At 52.0% G+C, this 15,848-nt stretch carries 14 protein-coding genes; 6 read left to right on the forward strand and 8 right to left on the reverse strand.

What is annotated here, in order from left to right; genetic code table 11:
• Positions 1–211: 211 nt before the first annotated feature.
• Positions 212–1,147: a hydrogen peroxide-inducible genes activator gene (locus B157_RS0105845; RefSeq protein WP_020602432.1), complete on the reverse strand. Its 936-nt coding sequence runs from the start codon at positions 1,145–1,147 to the stop codon at positions 212–214.
• A gap of 106 nt (positions 1,148–1,253) precedes the next feature.
• Here B157_RS0105845 and B157_RS0105850 point away from each other — a divergent pair, with 106 nt between their 5' ends.
• From B157_RS0105850 to B157_RS0105870, 5 genes are all read left to right on the forward strand, one after another.
• Positions 1,254–2,033 carry a hypothetical protein gene (locus B157_RS0105850; protein ID WP_026308521.1) on the forward strand — a complete coding sequence of 260 codons (780 nt, stop codon included), beginning with the start codon at positions 1,254–1,256 and terminating at the stop codon, positions 2,031–2,033.
• A gap of 76 nt (positions 2,034–2,109) precedes the next feature.
• The gene (gene hemH, locus B157_RS0105855; RefSeq protein ID WP_020602434.1) at positions 2,110–3,171 is read left to right on the forward strand and encodes a ferrochelatase; all 1,062 of its coding nucleotides are present in this window, start codon (positions 2,110–2,112) and stop codon (positions 3,169–3,171) included.
• 98 nt (positions 3,172–3,269) lie between these two features.
• Positions 3,270–4,451 carry a methionine aminotransferase gene (locus B157_RS0105860; RefSeq protein ID WP_020602435.1) on the forward strand — a complete coding sequence of 394 codons (1,182 nt, stop codon included), beginning with the start codon at positions 3,270–3,272 and terminating at the stop codon, positions 4,449–4,451.
• 21 nt (positions 4,452–4,472) lie between these two features.
• A complete protein-coding gene (locus B157_RS0105865) occupies positions 4,473–5,024 on the forward strand; it encodes a carboxymuconolactone decarboxylase family protein (RefSeq protein WP_020602436.1) in 552 nt (183 codons plus the stop codon).
• On the forward strand, positions 5,017–5,820 hold the full coding sequence (locus B157_RS0105870) for a mycofactocin-coupled SDR family oxidoreductase (protein WP_020602437.1): 804 nt from the start codon (positions 5,017–5,019) through the stop codon (positions 5,818–5,820). The genes B157_RS0105865 and B157_RS0105870 overlap by 8 nt, the downstream gene beginning before the upstream one ends.
• A 14-nt stretch (positions 5,821–5,834) precedes the next feature.
• Here B157_RS0105870 and B157_RS0105875 read toward each other — a convergent pair whose 3' ends face one another.
• Entirely contained in the window at positions 5,835–6,836 is a 1,002-nt protein-coding gene (locus tag B157_RS0105875; protein ID WP_020602438.1) for a c-type cytochrome, read from the reverse strand.
• Positions 6,837–6,986: 150 nt separating this feature from the next.
• On the reverse strand, positions 6,987–8,066 hold the full coding sequence (locus B157_RS0105880; RefSeq protein ID WP_026308522.1) for a hypothetical protein: 1,080 nt from the start codon (positions 8,064–8,066) through the stop codon (positions 6,987–6,989).
• Between the two features lie 206 nt (positions 8,067–8,272).
• Here B157_RS0105880 and B157_RS0105885 point away from each other — a divergent pair, with 206 nt between their 5' ends.
• The gene (locus B157_RS0105885) at positions 8,273–9,217 is read left to right on the forward strand and encodes an OmpA family protein (RefSeq protein ID WP_026308523.1); all 945 of its coding nucleotides are present in this window, start codon (positions 8,273–8,275) and stop codon (positions 9,215–9,217) included.
• A 64-nt stretch (positions 9,218–9,281) separates the two neighbouring features.
• Here B157_RS0105885 and B157_RS0105890 read toward each other — a convergent pair whose 3' ends face one another.
• From B157_RS0105890 to B157_RS0105910, 5 genes are all read right to left on the reverse strand, one after another.
• Positions 9,282–10,139 (reverse strand): DMT family transporter, encoded by an 858-nt coding sequence (locus B157_RS0105890; RefSeq protein WP_020602441.1) that lies wholly within the window; start codon positions 10,137–10,139, stop codon positions 9,282–9,284.
• Complete coding sequence (locus B157_RS0105895; RefSeq protein WP_020602442.1) at positions 10,139–10,495, reverse strand: DUF5615 family PIN-like protein; 357 nt, start codon at positions 10,493–10,495, stop codon at positions 10,139–10,141. The genes B157_RS0105890 and B157_RS0105895 overlap by 1 nt, the downstream gene beginning before the upstream one ends.
• Positions 10,492–10,731: a DUF433 domain-containing protein gene (locus B157_RS0105900; protein ID WP_020602443.1), complete on the reverse strand. Its 240-nt coding sequence runs from the start codon at positions 10,729–10,731 to the stop codon at positions 10,492–10,494. Before B157_RS0105900 ends, B157_RS0105895 begins: the two co-directional genes overlap by 4 nt.
• A gap of 75 nt (positions 10,732–10,806) precedes the next feature.
• Entirely contained in the window at positions 10,807–12,708 is a 1,902-nt protein-coding gene (locus tag B157_RS0105905) for a hypothetical protein (RefSeq protein ID WP_020602444.1), read from the reverse strand.
• A 202-nt stretch (positions 12,709–12,910) separates the two neighbouring features.
• A complete protein-coding gene (locus B157_RS0105910; RefSeq protein WP_020602445.1) occupies positions 12,911–15,739 on the reverse strand; it encodes a DEAD/DEAH box helicase in 2,829 nt (942 codons plus the stop codon).
• Positions 15,740–15,848 lie beyond the last annotated feature (109 nt).

Raw genomic sequence — 15,848 nt, forward strand, 5'->3', positions numbered from 1 at the left:
AGCTTTATACAAAGCTGGCTTTTGCTTTAATTTACGCCTACAGGGAATAGAGCAAAGATAGTTCCAGAAAAACAGTCCACTGATTATCAATCACTTAGCAATAAATACAAAATAAAATAGGTAACAAATACGCATTTTAAGTGGTTAAATTTCACTCAAACATAAACAAAACATCATTTATAGAGTGTAACCAGAACAACTTGTTTTCTGTTTATTTCATCCCTACTACCTGCCCCGTCGGGTCACCCAGTTCTTCGGGTAAGTGAGCCAGAATCTCCGCCTTGAATGTATTGATTAGTTTACGCTTCAGGAAACTCCGGTGCATAACCAGACTCACCTCGCGCACGGGACGGGGCGCCGTAAATGGTCGAAGTCGTGCTCGGCGTTGTATATCCATATCGGGCGTTGCCAGGTAAGGCAACAGGGTATAGCCTCCCTGTTTGTCAATCAGTTTGATAAGCGTTTCCAGCGACCCCGTCTCATAACGCAGTGCGCTCGTTCCATTGGCCTGCCGGTCGGCTCCGCAGAGATTCATGACCTGATTGCGGAAACAATGTCCTTCTGTCAGCAACCACAGCCCGTCGGCAGGCAGGTCCGTTGGCGCAATCGTTGTTTTGGCCAGCAACGGGTTGGACTCAGCCGCGTATAGAACAAAGGGTTCCTGAAACAGCGGAATCTCCGTGATGCCATTTTCGGATAAGGGCGTTACTACCAGGCCCACGTCGATCAATCCGTTGCGCAGTCGTTCAACCACCTGCTCGGTTACCATCTCCTGAATCTGTATGGATACGGCGGGGTACTTCGCCATAAATTCGCCGATAAAGTACGGTAACAGGTACGGAGCCAGCGTTGGAATGATGCCAATACGGAAGTCGCCCCGAAAATTATCTTTCGATTCACTGACGATTTCGGGTATGCGCCGGGCCATTCGGAGTACATCCCGCGCCTGAATCAGGATGGCCTGTCCGGTTTCGGTGGGCACTACCGGCTGCTTCGACCGGTCGAACACCAATACCCCCAATTCATCTTCCAGTTTCTGAATCTGCATACTCAGCGTGGGCTGCGTAATGTGGCAGGCTTCTGCCGCCGTGGCAAAATGCCGGTAGGTATCAACGGCCACGATATAATCGAGTTGGGAGAGGGTCATAGACGGTGTAGCCTATTTATCAATAAAATCTATACAAATCTAAATCATATTAGAGCCAACAATCCTCCTTATATCTTATTTTTGTTACATAAACCCCTGTAATCGTATGTACACACGTATCCTTGCGGTCGCTATCCTGTTAACATTCAGTGGAATAGGTTGCGCTCAATCAAAAAAATCAGCAAATCCTGCCGCCGATGGCTTCGACATGGCTGGTTCAGACCCTAAAGCCATCGAAATTGCCGATCAGGTCATGCAGGCCATGGGTGGCCGCAAAGCCTGGGACAATACCCACTACATCAGCTGGAACTTCTTCGGCTTTCGTAAACTCGTTTGGGACAAATGGTCGGGCGATGTGCGGGTGGATAACGTGCGCGACGACCAGAGCGTAATTCTGAACATCAACACCGACAAAGGCCGGGTGTTTCAGAAGGGAGCGGAAGTGACCAATCCAGATTCCGTTGCCAAGTATGTGAAGGCGGCAAAAGGAGCCTGGATCAACGATTCGTACTGGCTCGTGATGCCTTTCAAACTCAAGGATTCGGGCGTAACGCTGAAATACGTTGGCGAAGACAAAACTCAGGAAGGCAAGGCCGCCGATGTGCTTCAGATGACCTTTAAAAACGTAGGTAACACGCCCGACAACAAGTACAAAATATGGGTCGATAAGGATTCCCACCTGGTTACGCAGTGGGCACATTACCCCAAGTATACCGATGAACAACCCCGCTTCACGCTGCCCTGGGCCGATTACAAACAGATGGGCGGTATCCTGCTCTCCGGCGAACGCGGTGAGCGCGACCTGACCGACATTCAGGTGTACAAAAAACTCCCCGGCACGGTTTTCAGCGAACTCACCCGCCCCGACCAGAGTCAGATGAAATAATTATAAACCTATAAGATTTTAAAGCCCTTATAGGTTTAATTCAAACCAAGCCGTTCAAATTACTGTTCCTTTTTTCATGGAAGTTTCTGCTTTAAAACCGCCGGTTGCTGCCCGAAAATCAGTAGGAAAAACGGGCGTCTTGATCGTAAATCTTGGCACGCCCGATAGTCCCTCGGTGCCGGATGTTCGTAAATACCTGCGTGAGTTTTTGATGGATGGCCGGGTAATCGACATACCAGCCACTCCGCGTTTTGCGCTTGTGAACGGCATTATTGCCCCGTTTCGGGCACCGAAGTCGGCCAAAATTTACCGGGAGCTCTGGCAGGAAACGGGTTCCCCGCTGAAGTACTACGGCCATATTGTCGAGCATGATCTGCAGAAAGCACTGGGCGAAGACTACGTGGTGAAGCTGGCCATGCGCTACCAAAGTCCTAGTATCGACGCGAGTCTGGATGCCTTTCAGCAAATGGGGCTAACGGATTTGGTGGTGGTGCCGTTTTTCCCACAATACGCGTCTGCCTCAACGGGTTCCGTTTACCAGAAGGTAATGACTATTGTGAAAGACTGGCAGGTTATACCGGCTATTCGGTTCGTTAACCGGTTTCTGGACCATCCGGGCTTCATAGAAGGATTTGCCCAGATTGCCCGTAAGTACATGGCCGCTTACGATTACGACCATTTTCTGTTCAGCTACCACGGCCTGCCCGAACGGCAAATTCGGAAGGGGGATGTGACAAAGACGGTTTGCCAGCTTGGCGACTGCTGCGGCACCCTGCACGCCATGAATCAGCACTGCTACCGGGCGCAATGTTTTGAAACCACCCGGCTACTGGTACGCGCACTGAACATCCCCGAAGGCAAATACACCACCTCATTTCAGTCGCGGCTGGGGAACGACCCCTGGATTAAGCCCTATACCGACGATATGATCAAAACCATGCCGGGTAAAGGCATCAACAGCGTGCTGGCTTTTTCGCCCGCTTTCGTCGCCGATTGTCTGGAGACGACTATTGAAGTAGGTGTGGAGTACAAAGAGTTGTTCGAAGAAGCGGGAGGAAAGCACTGGCAGCTCGTCGAGAGCCTGAACGACAGCCCTATCTGGATTGAAACCCTGGTTGACCTGGTCACCCAGGCCTGACCTGATTTTTATTATCCTAAGCCCGCTTCTTTGAACAGAAAGCGGGCTTTTCAGTGCCTTACTTCCTTTGCTGAACAGGAACGACCCCCGATTTTTTTATGCAGACTACGCAGGCATTTCCGTCCAAACTTCCCAACGTCGGCACGACCATCTTTACCGTCATGTCGAAATTAGCGGCCGATACGGGGGCGCTGAATCTCTCGCAGGGGTACCCTAATTTCAACACGGACCCGGTGCTGATTGAGCTGGTGGCGAAGGCCATGCGGGATGGGCATAACCAATACGCGCCCATGCCGGGTGTACCGGTCCTGCGGGAAGCCATTGCGCAGAAAACAGCCCGGTGTTACAACGTTGCCTATAATCCGGAAACGGAAATCACCGTAACCACCGGGGCGACCGAAGCCATCTACGCGGCTATTACAACCGTGGTGCAGCCAGACCGGAGCGCCGGACCGGACGAAGTTATTGTGTTTGAACCGGCCTACGATAGCTACGTACCCGCCATCGAGTTGTCGGGCGGGAAGCCCGTATTCGTATCACTGGATGCGCCTGGTTCGGCTATCGACTGGAATGTGGTTCGGGGAAAAATTACAGACCGCACCCGGCTCATTATCGTCAATACGCCCCATAATCCGACCGGTTATGTCTGGACGACCGATGACCTGAATCAACTGGCGGATCTGGTACAAAAGCACAACCTGTTCGTTATCAGCGATGAAGTGTACGAACATCTTATCTTCGATGAACGGGTGCATCATTCACTAATGCAACACCCGTTGCTGCGCGAACGAACCTTTGTGGTTGGCTCGTTCGGTAAAACATTCCACACGACCGGCTGGAAAATCGGCTACTGCCTGGCCCCCACCGACCTTACGGCTGAGTTTCGGAAGGTACACCAGTTTGTCACGTTCAGCGTATCAACACCCATGCAGTACGCGCTGGCCGAATACCTTCGGAATCCCGCACCCTACGAGGCACTCCCAGCGTTTTATCAGCGCAAACGTGATCTATTTCTACAGTCAATCCACCATTCACGCTTCCAGTTCGTCCCCTCTGAAGGCACATTTTTCCAGAACGTATCGTACGCCGGCATCACCAGTGAACCGGATTACGACCTGGCCGTTCGCCTGACCCGCGACATTGGGGTGGCCTCTATTCCGGTTTCGGTGTTTTACCACGACCGAACCGATCATAAAACTTTGCGCTTCTGTTTCGCCAAAGATGATGAAACGCTCGTACAGGCAGGTGAACGACTCACCCGCTGGTCGCTCAATCAGTAACCTTTCCAACGGCCTTCCCCTATGCCCCGTATCAATCCCCTTCCTGACGCTGAGGCTTCCGACGATTTAAAAGTGGCCTGGGCACAGCACATTGCCGCCTACCCCGGCTCGCGTATCACCAACATGAAAGCCACACTGAGCCACTCGCCACTGGGGTTTGCCGTGTATATGCAGTGGTATCCGCTTTATCACGAAGTTATCCGGATTGTGGGGGAACGGTCGGCGTATCTGTTTGCCCACGCCGTTTCGGAAGCGAGTGAGTGCCCGGTCTGCACCACGTTTTTCCGAAAAATCATCATCGAACACGGCGAACGACCTGAAGACCTGCACCTAACTAATGACGAGCAGCACCTGCTGAACTTCGGAGCCGAAATTGCCCGCAACAGGGGCGAGGTTTCAGATGAGTTTTTCGCCCCAATGCGGCAGCGTTTCAATGACTCCGAGGTTGTGGTGATGGTGGCGTTTGCCGGACAAATGATTGCCACAAACCTGTTCAATAATGTACTTGAGGTGACGGTGGATGATTACCTCGCCCCTTATTTACCCTTAACCCAACCGACAACGCATGGCTGATTTAACCGGAAAAGTAGCGTTCATCACCGGAGCGGCTCACGGGCAGGGCCGTGCCGTAACCCTGGCCTTAACCAAAGAAGGGGCTAATATACTGGCCTTCGATGTGGCCAAAGATTTACCATATCCAGCCTATTCGTTCGGTTCAGCTGACGAACTAACCTCGTTGCAGCACGACATTGAAGCACTCGGTGCCCGCTGCCTCCCCATCAAAGGCGACGTTCGGCGGGATACCGATGTGAGTAACGCTGTAGAGCAGGCCATAGCCGCCTTCGGGCGAATCGACATTCTTTTTAACAATGCGGGCATTTGCGCGTACGGGCTGGCTCACGAACTCACTGAAGAAGAATGGGATAGTATGCTGGATATCAACCTGAAAGGGGCCTGGCTGGTGGCACGCCGGATAATCCCCATTATGATTCAGCAACAGTCGGGGGTCATTATTAATAATTCGAGCATTGCGGGCTTAAGGGGTATGAACCGCCTGAGTCACTACGCAGCATCTAAATGGGGGCTGGTCGGGCTAACCAAATCGTGGGCTATCGAACTGGCTCCGTACCACATTCGTGTCAATTCCATCCATCCGACCGGCGTAAATACGCCAATGAATGATGGACTGGCCGCGCTGGAATGTACCACCACGCAGGCCATTGCCGAACGCTCGGCGGGCAATCTGCTACCCGTTCCGTGGGTAGAACCGGAGGACGTGTCAGCTATGGTGCTGTATCTGGTATCGGATGGTGCCCGCTACGTTACCGGTGCTCAGTTTGTACTCGACGCCGGGTTACTGACCCGATAGGCAGCGTATGGACACTACCGGCTGGCCACAGTTTTATTGGTGGGCGTAAACCGCTCTACCTTGTTTTCAACCGGTGCCACCGTGCGCAAGTAATCGTAAATAGCCCCCAGGTCCTGTTCCGTCATTTCGGCGTACATGGTCCAGGGCATGATGGAGTTAAATTCGTCATCATGAACGGTAGGCTGCTCGTCATTTTTACCGGAATACGCTTTGAAACGGGCAATAAATGCCGTTTTCGTCCAGGTGCCGATGCCTGAGTTGGCAGGCGTGATATTCATGGAGCGTACCAGGCCCGTTGGCATCGGAAACCCGCGACCACCCGCCATAGCCATACCCGGTAGCGCTTGCCCCTGGTCGTTCACGGGCGTATGGCACTCCCCACAGGAGGCAAATGTAGCCATGTATTTGCCGTAGGCGATTCGGTCCGTCGTATCGGGCCGTTTACTGGCGTCAACTTTAGCCGGAATTGTGTTGAGGATAAAATTCATCGGAAAATCAGGTTCTGGCGAGGGTATGTCGTTCGGAATCGGCTTCAGCGTTCGCAGGTAGGTGATGATATCTTTTATGTCATTTGGGTCCATCTGAGCATAACGCTGGTACGGCATCACCGGAAACAGCGCACTTCCATCGCGGCTGACACCCGTAGTGATAGCCCGGAAAATTTCGCCATCCGTCCAGGTACCCAGGCTGGCGGGGGTCAGGTTACGGGCGTAAAAATTACCGGGAAAACCCATTTCACGGGAAAATCTCTCTCCGCCTTTCCCCTCCGTTCCCACCACCATGGGACCGGCAAACCGGGTAAAATCGCGGGTTGAGTGGCAATCGACGCAGGCCGCCACGTGGTGCGCCAGATACTTGCCATGTTCTATCTGAGCCGCCGTCGGATGAATCGTTAATTCGGGAGCGGGGCCAACAGCAGGCAACGCCCATTTTACGTAAGCCAGCGCAATGCCGATAAGCAGTACGAACCCGGCAATGATGCCGAGAGCTAGTTTTAGGAGTCTTTTTTTCGTCATCGATTTGAGGAGGTTTTTAAGCAAGTTTATAATTTTAGCCTCTTAGAAGCCCGAAAAATGTATAAACGGTAAAAAAAAATGCCAACTTCTCACAAAAAAGCCCGGTTAACTGTGTGTTAACCGGGCTTAAATACCTCCTCATTTTGTCCGTTAAGCAGCCATGCGCATGTCGGTTGGCAGCGACTGCTCCGGCGTCAGCATGGGGGCGATGATTGTATTCATCCTATCCCGAACGAAACTCTCCTGCAAATAGGCGGGAAGCTTAGCCACCAGCTGTCGGTAGCCCTGAATACCCAGTGCTTTGGCAATGTATGCCTCGTGTACGGAATTGACGTGGGCTACTATGTTGACCAGGCTCTGGTGGAATAGCTTCACATCAATCTCCGAGTCGACAAAGCGTTCAATCTCGCGATTCGTTGACGAAATTCGTAAGCGGCTCAGCATATCGAAGTAGGTTGTGTACCCAATCTGTTTGGCCAGCTGCTTGTACTGCTCCACGCTGAATTTTTGCAGGATCTCACCGGTTTTTGGGCTGCGCAGCGCCGTTTTCGGGTTATTCTGAATCACGTTCCGCAGGGTTTTCACACGCTGGTCGCGGGTGGTTTTCAGGAACTGTGCCAGTTCGGCCTGTACGGAACCCTCCCGCGAGGGCAGAAACAAATCGATTTTAGCCGCTACGCTGAACCGTTTGGCCATTGGCAACCGCTGAATGCGGTAGTTGTTGATTGGGCCAAGGGCGTAGTAGCCAATGGAAGTGGGATAATAGCCCCGTACTACCATGTTGCCTACCCGTTTACGAATCAGCTCTTCGTTACTAACGGTAATACCCTGCACGGCCAGGAAAGCCCGTGCGCTAAAAAGCGCACTATAGTAAGCCTGCGGAAAAGTCCAGTGCAGGGAACTTTGCAGGTATTGCTCGTCATTGACAACGGGCGTAATACGAAGTGCGTACTCGGCACTCCAGCTATTGAGTAACAACTTCTCCAGCGCCTTCCGCGTCTCATCCGTAACGCGCCCGTAGAACTGCTTAAATACGGGAAATTTGACAATATCGAACAGGTCGTGCTGGTTATGGATGTGGTAGTCCATCGCAAAAAAATGGTTCAGAAACACCTGCGCCGGAATAGATTTCCGCCAGTTGTCATCAAGTGGCATAGTGCCCGTAGAAGCCGGTGCAGGGTATGCCTGAGCGGTCGGGGAGTGCATCGATGCGTTGGTTATCTGTGTCATATTTTATTAACGAAAAAGGTGCTTCCAGCGTTCATTTTTCAGCAATTATTTTACCTACCTAAACACACTGACTATCAACCGATTAATGGCAAATTTTATCTACCAAAAAATGCCTTAAAATCCCCCCTATTCAGGCGTAGCCGGGAGGTCAACTTTTAAGGCGCCAGAGGCACTTTTAAGCACCCTCTTTACGTTGCCTTTACAGTATGAATTGGACAAAATACGTATTAATTGGCGGGGCACTATGCCTGAATAACATGGCTGCCTCTGTCGTTTCAGGACAAACGAGCCAGCAGGTTGCGCCCGTAGCAGGAAGAACAATAGTAGATGGCTCCGTTCAGGATGCTCAGACGAAAACACCGGTTATGGGGGCCACCATTCTGGCCAAGAGTGAAGATGGAATTGTCCGGGACCAGAAGGTCACCAATGCAAACGGGGATTACTCTTTGACGCTGGATTCCCGGAAGTCTTACATTTTTACCGTTAGGGCAACGGGCTATATTACGCTGGACGAGCAAGTGATGTTTACGTCTGAAAAGGCCTACCAGCTAAAACGAAAGCCCACGCTTTTATTTCGTCAGAGTGCGTCTTCGGTTCAGAAAATAATAGCCCCCTCTTCGCCTGCCCCCGGTACGCCCGAGGTTGCGTCAACGCCAGCACCCAGAGCGGCACCTCCCGCAACGCCACAGGCACCCAGTCAATCTATGGCTTCCAGCGGTTCCAGTTCCGATAATGCCCGGGTAGTGCCGCCCAAAACGCTCGATGCGAAGGTGATTTACACGCCACCCCTCGTAGTGGCCCCTGTGGGCAAAGCAACCCAGCTGCAGGCCCTCCAGTTTGTGCAGAGCCAGCCAGACTTACTTCCCGACGCACAGCCCGCTCTGGACCAGCTATTAGGGTTCATGCGCGACCATCCAACGGCAGAAATTGAACTGGCAGGCCACACCGATAATCAGGGTGATTTTGACAAGAACCTACAGCTTTCCAAGCAACGCGTGGAGGTAGTGAAAGCGTATCTGGTGAAAAACGGCATTGACGCCAATCGGATTACTACGCGTGGCTACGGCCCGACGCGCCCTATTGCCAGCAACAACCGCGAAGCCACCCGACAACTCAACCGACGGGTCGAAATGACGGTAGTGAAGCAGTAAGATTTAGTTTGTGGTTCAGGGTTTATGGCTGGCTAATCATAAACCCTGAACCACAAACTAAATCTTACCTTTTCCTGCCCAGCCATAAGCCACCAATCACGAAAGCTGTGCCAATGATAGTGTACAGGGTGATTGGCTCCCCCATCAACACATACGAGTACGCAAAGCCGAAAATGGGGCACAGGAATAGCCACAACGAAGCCCGGACGGGGTCCTGCCGGATGAGGTAGAACCACAACTGCAAAGCCGCCACCGACACGGGCAGAATCAGCCAGAATACCGATGCCCAAAATCGACCGTCGTACTGTGATTCAGCAAATCCACCCGATACCAGCGTGAACGGTAACAGCAACAGGCCACCGATAAAAACCTGCCAGCCATTGATGACCAGATTCGGCAACCGCCATTGAATACTGGCATAGTAAACCGTAGCTGCCGAAACGGAAATCATTCCGATCAGTAAAATCAGCAGGCCCGATACGGTTGCATAACTGTTCTGCAGCAGCGGATAAGTAGCAATACCCACGCCCAGTAAGCCCAGCGTTAACCCACCCGCTTCGTTCCAGCGCGGCATCCGGCGAAGCCATAAGGCCGAGAGCAGGGCAATAAACAGCGGATTGGTAGCCGTCGATAAACTACCGATACCCGCCGAAACCTGCTTGAGAGCCAGCACGAACGCACCCAGATAAATAGTGGTATTCAGCAAAGCGAACAGGGTAAGTTGCCGCCACTCGATACGGGTAGGCCAGGCGTTCTGTGTACGCTGGATACCATAGGCGAAGAGCAACATGCCGCCACCGGCAATAAAAAACCGCACATTGGCCAGAATGAGCGGGTGTACTGACTGAACCCCAAATTTAGTAGCTACCGAGGCCGAGGCCCAGAGGGCCGCAAAGAGGAAACCAGGGAGAAGTTGACGCACTAGTATACTTTCCGAAGACGTACTTTTTTTACTGTAACGACCGTAAAGGCATCTATCAACTTATCACCATAGTCACGTGGGGTTCTAAGAATAATCTGCCCTTTCTCCTCCGTAGTCGTTCGCGGTAACCGATAAAACAATATGCCGCTATGAATGTGCCCCTGCTGAAAATGTAGTTTCCCGAAATCACTATCACTAGTTAATAGAACGGTAGCTGATGAAACGGATGTTTCCAGCACCCTTGCATCAGCCACGCCACCTTGTGTTTCCTGAATAGACGTTACGCTGTATCCTTCTGAGCGCAGTAGACGAATCACTCGCCCCTCTACGTTTTCATCGGCTAATAGCTGAATCATACCGCTAGTTTGCGGCTCCGTTTGCTATGCACGGTGTGAGCCGAAAACCGTAAACAGGCGTATATCTGTTCGCGGGTCAGGTGCGGATAATCTTCCAGAATTTCGTCTACAGTTTCGCCGTAACCTAATTTTTCAACGACTAATTCTACCGTGATTCGCGTCCCTTCGATGATGGGTTTTCCTACCATAATGGCCGGATCGGCCGTAACATATTCTTGCCATTTCACATCAATCATACCCTTCCTGTTTTTAGCAAATATAGGGTTAAAAGCCAATCACATCTTAGTGAGAACAGCTGATTTCATTTGTTATTACGTCACCAGATAGCCCAGTTCACGCAGGCGACCCCGAAAACGGGTAAGTTGGTCGGTAGCCACCAGAATCCGAAATCCTTCGGCCTTGACAACCATCGCTTTCAGCACGGAATCCTGCGCCAGTGCGCGGATAAGCGGCTGGTTACCCGGCGCGATTCGGTACGTCACCATATCCGAAACGGTGGTCAGCGGGTCGGCCTTACCGGTCAGGTCATCGAAGAAAACCATCCAGTTGGGCGGCAGGTTTGGGGCTACCGACGTACAGAACAAGCTGATCTTCGAGAGTAGTTGCTGTTTGCTTCGGCAGTCTTTCAAAAACGTATCGGGCGTAACACGGAACCGGGTCGGGCTAACTCGTTCGGCGTAGTTGGCCAGAATAGTTTCGGCCACTACGTGCTCCGGGTCGCAGAAAATAAGCAGGGATTGATCGTCGAAACGCAGTTCCTGCGTGGCCGTGTTCACTTTAGGAACGTAGGCCTGCGTGGTCCGTCCGAAAATAGATGCGCCCAGGTTATTAAGTTTTACATACCGCAGGCCGTCGTAGACCGAGTAATAGTCTTTCCCCAGTTTACCAGTTGGAACTTCGTAGGCAATATCGAGCCAGCCGAGTGCGGCAAACAGGAAGAAGCCACCCAGCAGCGCGGGCCGTTCGACGAACAGATACCCATTGGAGGTCGTCACGTTTTCTTTGTTCATCACCCCAGCCCGCCAGGACGACTCACCCTCGTAAGCCAGCGTAGTGTATTCGCCCGGCCGGCAGGGGTACACAGGCAGGTCGTGAATCTGTCCGTAATCCAGGATGTTCGCTACCGACACCCATTTATCGACCGGCAACCGGTTTATCCACTCCACCAGAGCCTGTTCGGCATCCTGTTTGTACTGATAAAACTGAATGTGGCCGTGATTTTTAAGATCATTGAGCAAAAACAACGTTTTGAACTGTTTGTCCAGCGTCTTCCGCAACCGCCGAAGCGCATCGAAGGAATCGGGACTTACATCGTTTTTTTTGGGTTGATACGACGCCAGTATCTGCGCCAGACAAGCGGTTCGTGCCAGTGGAAAGGGAGTGGTTTCAGGAAAAAACTCCCGCAGCCCCAGCAACTTCCGCATCTTTTTCAGACCATTAGTGGCCACCTTACCGGAGTTGTTAACCACAATACCATCCTGGATGCGGTAGGCCAGCAGCTTCTGTATTTCTTCAAAAATAATGGTCTCGCCATCTTCCCAGCGCAATAGCCCAGCGGGCGGCTCCGGCGATACCCGGAGCTGGTAATTAGCCGGTTGCGGATAGGTCTGTTGCAGGAAAGTCCGGATGTTGGGGGGCCACTCCAGCATAATCGTCCCATTCCATCCCTCGCCTTTATGAGGAAGTAGTTTAAACTGGCTGTTCAGATTGACCGTCCCGCCATAATAAGCATTCCTGCCCTCGCGCGTCGTCATAGAATGGCCAATCATGTTACCCAGCACATCGGCCGAGGTACGCGGAAGCCAGGTCAACTGTTCGGCGGCTTTCTGGAGTTCGGCAGGCAGTAACTTATGAAACAGCAGATAGACGTCGGGGTCGCTGAAAATAAACGCGATGCCCCAAACGAGTCTGGCTTTGTTGGCCGCTGCATAGTCTGTTTCGGCCAGCAGCGAGTAAGGCAGGTTGAGGGCCTGCCCATCCAGCAAATCCCGGTAGGTCATCACTACTTTACGGGCGTGTTTGGCAATGGCCTGCAAGCCCTCTTTGTGGTAGGTCCGGTCTAGTTCATCGATGATGGACGGGGTGATTTTAGCCCCTGTTTGCCGGATATAACTGGCGGCAATTTCGGTCGCAATATTGCTTCGGTTACGCTCATTGCTGGTGTTGCTTTTAATGAGCGCATCCAGTGTACGAATCAATTCTGTTTGCTCCATAACTTTTAACGAAAGTCATTCATGGTCATTAGCTGCGCGTCGTTTTGTAGTCATTGATTGTCATTTTATAGTTATTGATGGTCATTCGCTACGCGTCATTCGAGGGTCTCCATTGCTGTTACAAATAATTATACGTGACGCGCAGCAAATGACTACAAAATGACAATCAATGACCATGAATGACTACAAAATAATCACAAACTTATCCTAGCATAAAGGCGATATCCGACTCGGTGAACGATTTTAAGGCCGATGCATCGGCACTGATAACGGCGTCGAACAGAGCGGCTTTCTTCTCCTGCAACTGCATGATTTTTTCTTCGATGGTGCCCTGCGTGATCATTTTATACGCCATCACTTTCCGACTCTGCCCAATCCGGTGGCTCCGGTCGATAGCCTGATTTTCGGCCGCTTTGTTCCACCAGGGATCGAAAATGAATACCATATCGGCGGCTGTGAGGTTGAGCCCCGTACCACCGGTTTTGAGGGTCATCAGAAACACTTTACAGGACGGGTCGTTCTGAAACCGCTCCACCAGTCGCTGCCGGTCGCGGGTGGAGCCGCTCATGCTGACGTAGTCGATGCCCTGGATATCCAACTGCTCGCCGATCCGTTCAAGGGCGGCCAGGTAGTTGACGAATACGAGCACTTTGTGGCCGTTGGCGGCTGCGTCGATCAATTGTTCAACCAGCGTTTCTACTTTGGGCGACTCCACTTTTCCATCCGATTTGGCTTCGGGAATACTGGCAATCTGGCGGAGTTCGTTGAACGCCTGAAACACAAAAAACTGACTTTGTTCCAGCCCTTTCTCGGCAATTTGCCGCTCGATATTTTCCTTGTAAAACCGCCGTCGCTGCTCATAAAATCGCCGTTGCGCGTCGGACATTTCGATGTACAGCGTCTGTTCAATCTTGTCGGGCAGTTCGGTCAGCACGTTCTTTTTCAATCGCCGAAGTACGAAGGGGTAAATCTTCTTCCGCAGTTCATCAATCACATCGGGGTCATTGTGTTTCTGAATCGGGTTCAGGTAATGCTGCCCAAACTGCTCGGCCGATCCGAACATGGCCGGATTCAGAAACCGAAACAGCGAATACAGTTCCGACAGGTTGTTTTCTATAGGCGTACCACTCAGGGCCAGCCTATGTTTGGCATCGAGCAACACCACCGCCCGGCTCGCCTGCGACTGTAGGTTTTTAATGTTCTGCGACTCGTCCAGAATGACGTAGAAGAACGAGCGTTCGCGAAACTTCTCGATGTCGTTCCGCATTAGGGCGTAAGTCGTAAAAACAAGGTTTCGGCTACAGGCCTCATCCAGATTCCGGGTATCGGCGTAGTAGGTATAGGTCGTTAACTGCGGACTAAATCGCTCCACCTCCTTCTGCCAGTTGAACAGCAGGCTTTTGGGCATTACCACCAGCGTAGGGAGCGTTTCTGCAGGGTAAAACCGGGAGAGCAGCGTGATGGTCTGCAGCGTTTTGCCCAGGCCCATATCATCGGCCAGGCAACCGTTGAGCTGGTATTCGTGCAGGTGTTCGAGCCACTGAACACCCCGTTTCTGATACGGCCGGAGGGTAGCTTCCACCGAAGCGGTTTTGGGCTTTTTACTGGCCAGTTCGTTAAAACCCGCAAAGAAAGCGCGTGACTTTTTGAAGGTCGCTTCGGCAACAGCCTCGTCCAGAAGCCCTTCGGCCAGGGGTAAATCGAAGAAGGAGAGTTTGACTTTGTCTTTTTTACTTTTCTGGAACAGCCGTTCGAGTTTACGAATGTAAGTTTCGTTCACCAGCGCATGGCTACCGTCCGACAATTGCACGTAGCGTTGCTGATTATACTGCCGGATTACGTCGAGCAAACTCACTTGCTGCTCCCCGAAACTGATGGTTGCATCACCCTCCAGAAAGTCGATACCATGACTCAGCTGCAGATTTAGGCGGGGGGGATAGGTGCTGATGCGGTACTGTTTCAGTTTTTCGGCCCCGAATAACTGAAAAGTTTCCAGTAACTGCGGCAGTTCCTGATAAATAAACGCCCCCGCCACATCCTGTGGCAACACCAGCAAATTACCCTCCACGATGTACTGCCCCTGCGATTTCCGGCGACCTTTTTCCCGCACGGTATGTTTCTCCACCAACTGGGTAACAGTATCGATAAGCCGGGCCAGCGGTTGCCGTTCCACAATCCGAACCGAAATGGTTCGTTCGAGCGGGTTAATGTCGGCATAGCGGTACAAATCGAACTCGTCCAGAAACCCCGCATCGGTTTGGGGCAGTTGCTGCGTCACCCGTACATAAAGCGACTGGTCAGCGTCGATTTTCTCGAAAATCAGGCAGGGCTGAGCCATAATTGGCTCGGTATCGGTGGTCAGCAGCCGGTAATTTTCGTACTCGACCTGCACATTATCCAGGTTCGACAGGGCCAGTGAGAGGTACTTTGTGAGGTCGGCAACCGCCAGAGATGTATCAAACAGGGGCACCCGGTTAAAGGCCGGTCCCACTTCATCGATCGTTACAACGCGACCATTCGATAGCACATTGTCTTCATTCAGCAGCAGGAAATCATCTTCATACTGCCCCGCCACATAAAGCCGTATACCGGCTTCCAGCACAGTATCGGCTGGCTTGGCCTCTGTTGCCGATGCATTGGTGGTGGCTTGTATCTGAAGTCGTAGCTGGCCGGTTTCACGGGGGAACGTTACAGGCTGGTTTCGTTCGTCGATAACGTCCGGACAATTACGAATGTAGTCCAGCAGATAGGCGTGCTGATGCAGGTATAGCTGGGCTGCCGGATTCTCCCAGTCGATCACAAATCCGTTTCGTTCGCGGAGTTGCTGCATGGCTCGTAACAAATTCCGAAGTGACCCGCTGTATGCCTGATAATCGGGCTCTACAACGGTGCCGCGTTGATTCAGGAGTTGAACGTAACTTCCGTCGGCATCGAAACAAAGCTGAACCCGCAGGCTCTCGGCTTTGGCAGCGGGAGCAAATGAGGACGTTATCGGAGACCGGCGGAACTGGTCGAAAAGGGATTGGGCCATATAGCAACTAAAAGAGGAGTTTTTGCTTACCTATTTGTCAATTTCAGCCATTTACGCAAATATACGGCTAAAACACAATGTTGCAGAAAAGCCAGCGCACCCCATCAAC

The organism is Spirosoma spitsbergense DSM 19989 (genome assembly GCF_000374085.1).
Classification (GTDB): domain Bacteria; phylum Bacteroidota; class Bacteroidia; order Cytophagales; family Spirosomataceae; genus Spirosoma; species Spirosoma spitsbergense.

What these genes read in the sequence shown, in the direction of transcription:
- B157_RS0105845 (WP_020602432.1), bottom strand. Translation starts at nt 1,147, where the DNA reads ATGACCCTCTCCCAACTCGATTATATCGTGGCCGTTGATACCTACCGG.
- B157_RS0105850 (WP_026308521.1), top strand. Translation starts at nt 1,254, where the DNA reads ATGTACACACGTATCCTTGCGGTCGCTATCCTGTTAACATTCAGTGGA.
- hemH (WP_020602434.1), top strand. Translation starts at nt 2,110, where the DNA reads ATGGAAGTTTCTGCTTTAAAACCGCCGGTTGCTGCCCGAAAATCAGTA.
- B157_RS0105860 (WP_020602435.1), top strand. Translation starts at nt 3,270, where the DNA reads ATGCAGACTACGCAGGCATTTCCGTCCAAACTTCCCAACGTCGGCACG.
- B157_RS0105865 (WP_020602436.1), top strand. Translation starts at nt 4,473, where the DNA reads ATGCCCCGTATCAATCCCCTTCCTGACGCTGAGGCTTCCGACGATTTA.
- B157_RS0105870 (WP_020602437.1), top strand. Translation starts at nt 5,017, where the DNA reads ATGGCTGATTTAACCGGAAAAGTAGCGTTCATCACCGGAGCGGCTCAC.
- B157_RS0105875 (WP_020602438.1), bottom strand. Translation starts at nt 6,836, where the DNA reads ATGACGAAAAAAAGACTCCTAAAACTAGCTCTCGGCATCATTGCCGGG.
- B157_RS0105880 (WP_026308522.1), bottom strand. Translation starts at nt 8,066, where the DNA reads ATGACACAGATAACCAACGCATCGATGCACTCCCCGACCGCTCAGGCA.
- B157_RS0105885 (WP_026308523.1), top strand. Translation starts at nt 8,273, where the DNA reads ATGAATTGGACAAAATACGTATTAATTGGCGGGGCACTATGCCTGAAT.
- B157_RS0105895 (WP_020602442.1), bottom strand. Translation starts at nt 10,495, where the DNA reads ATGATTCAGCTATTAGCCGATGAAAACGTAGAGGGGCGAGTGATTCGT.
- B157_RS0105900 (WP_020602443.1), bottom strand. Translation starts at nt 10,731, where the DNA reads ATGATTGATGTGAAATGGCAAGAATATGTTACGGCCGATCCGGCCATT.
- B157_RS0105905 (WP_020602444.1), bottom strand. Translation starts at nt 12,708, where the DNA reads ATGGAGCAAACAGAATTGATTCGTACACTGGATGCGCTCATTAAAAGC.
- B157_RS0105910 (WP_020602445.1), bottom strand. Translation starts at nt 15,739, where the DNA reads ATGGCCCAATCCCTTTTCGACCAGTTCCGCCGGTCTCCGATAACGTCC.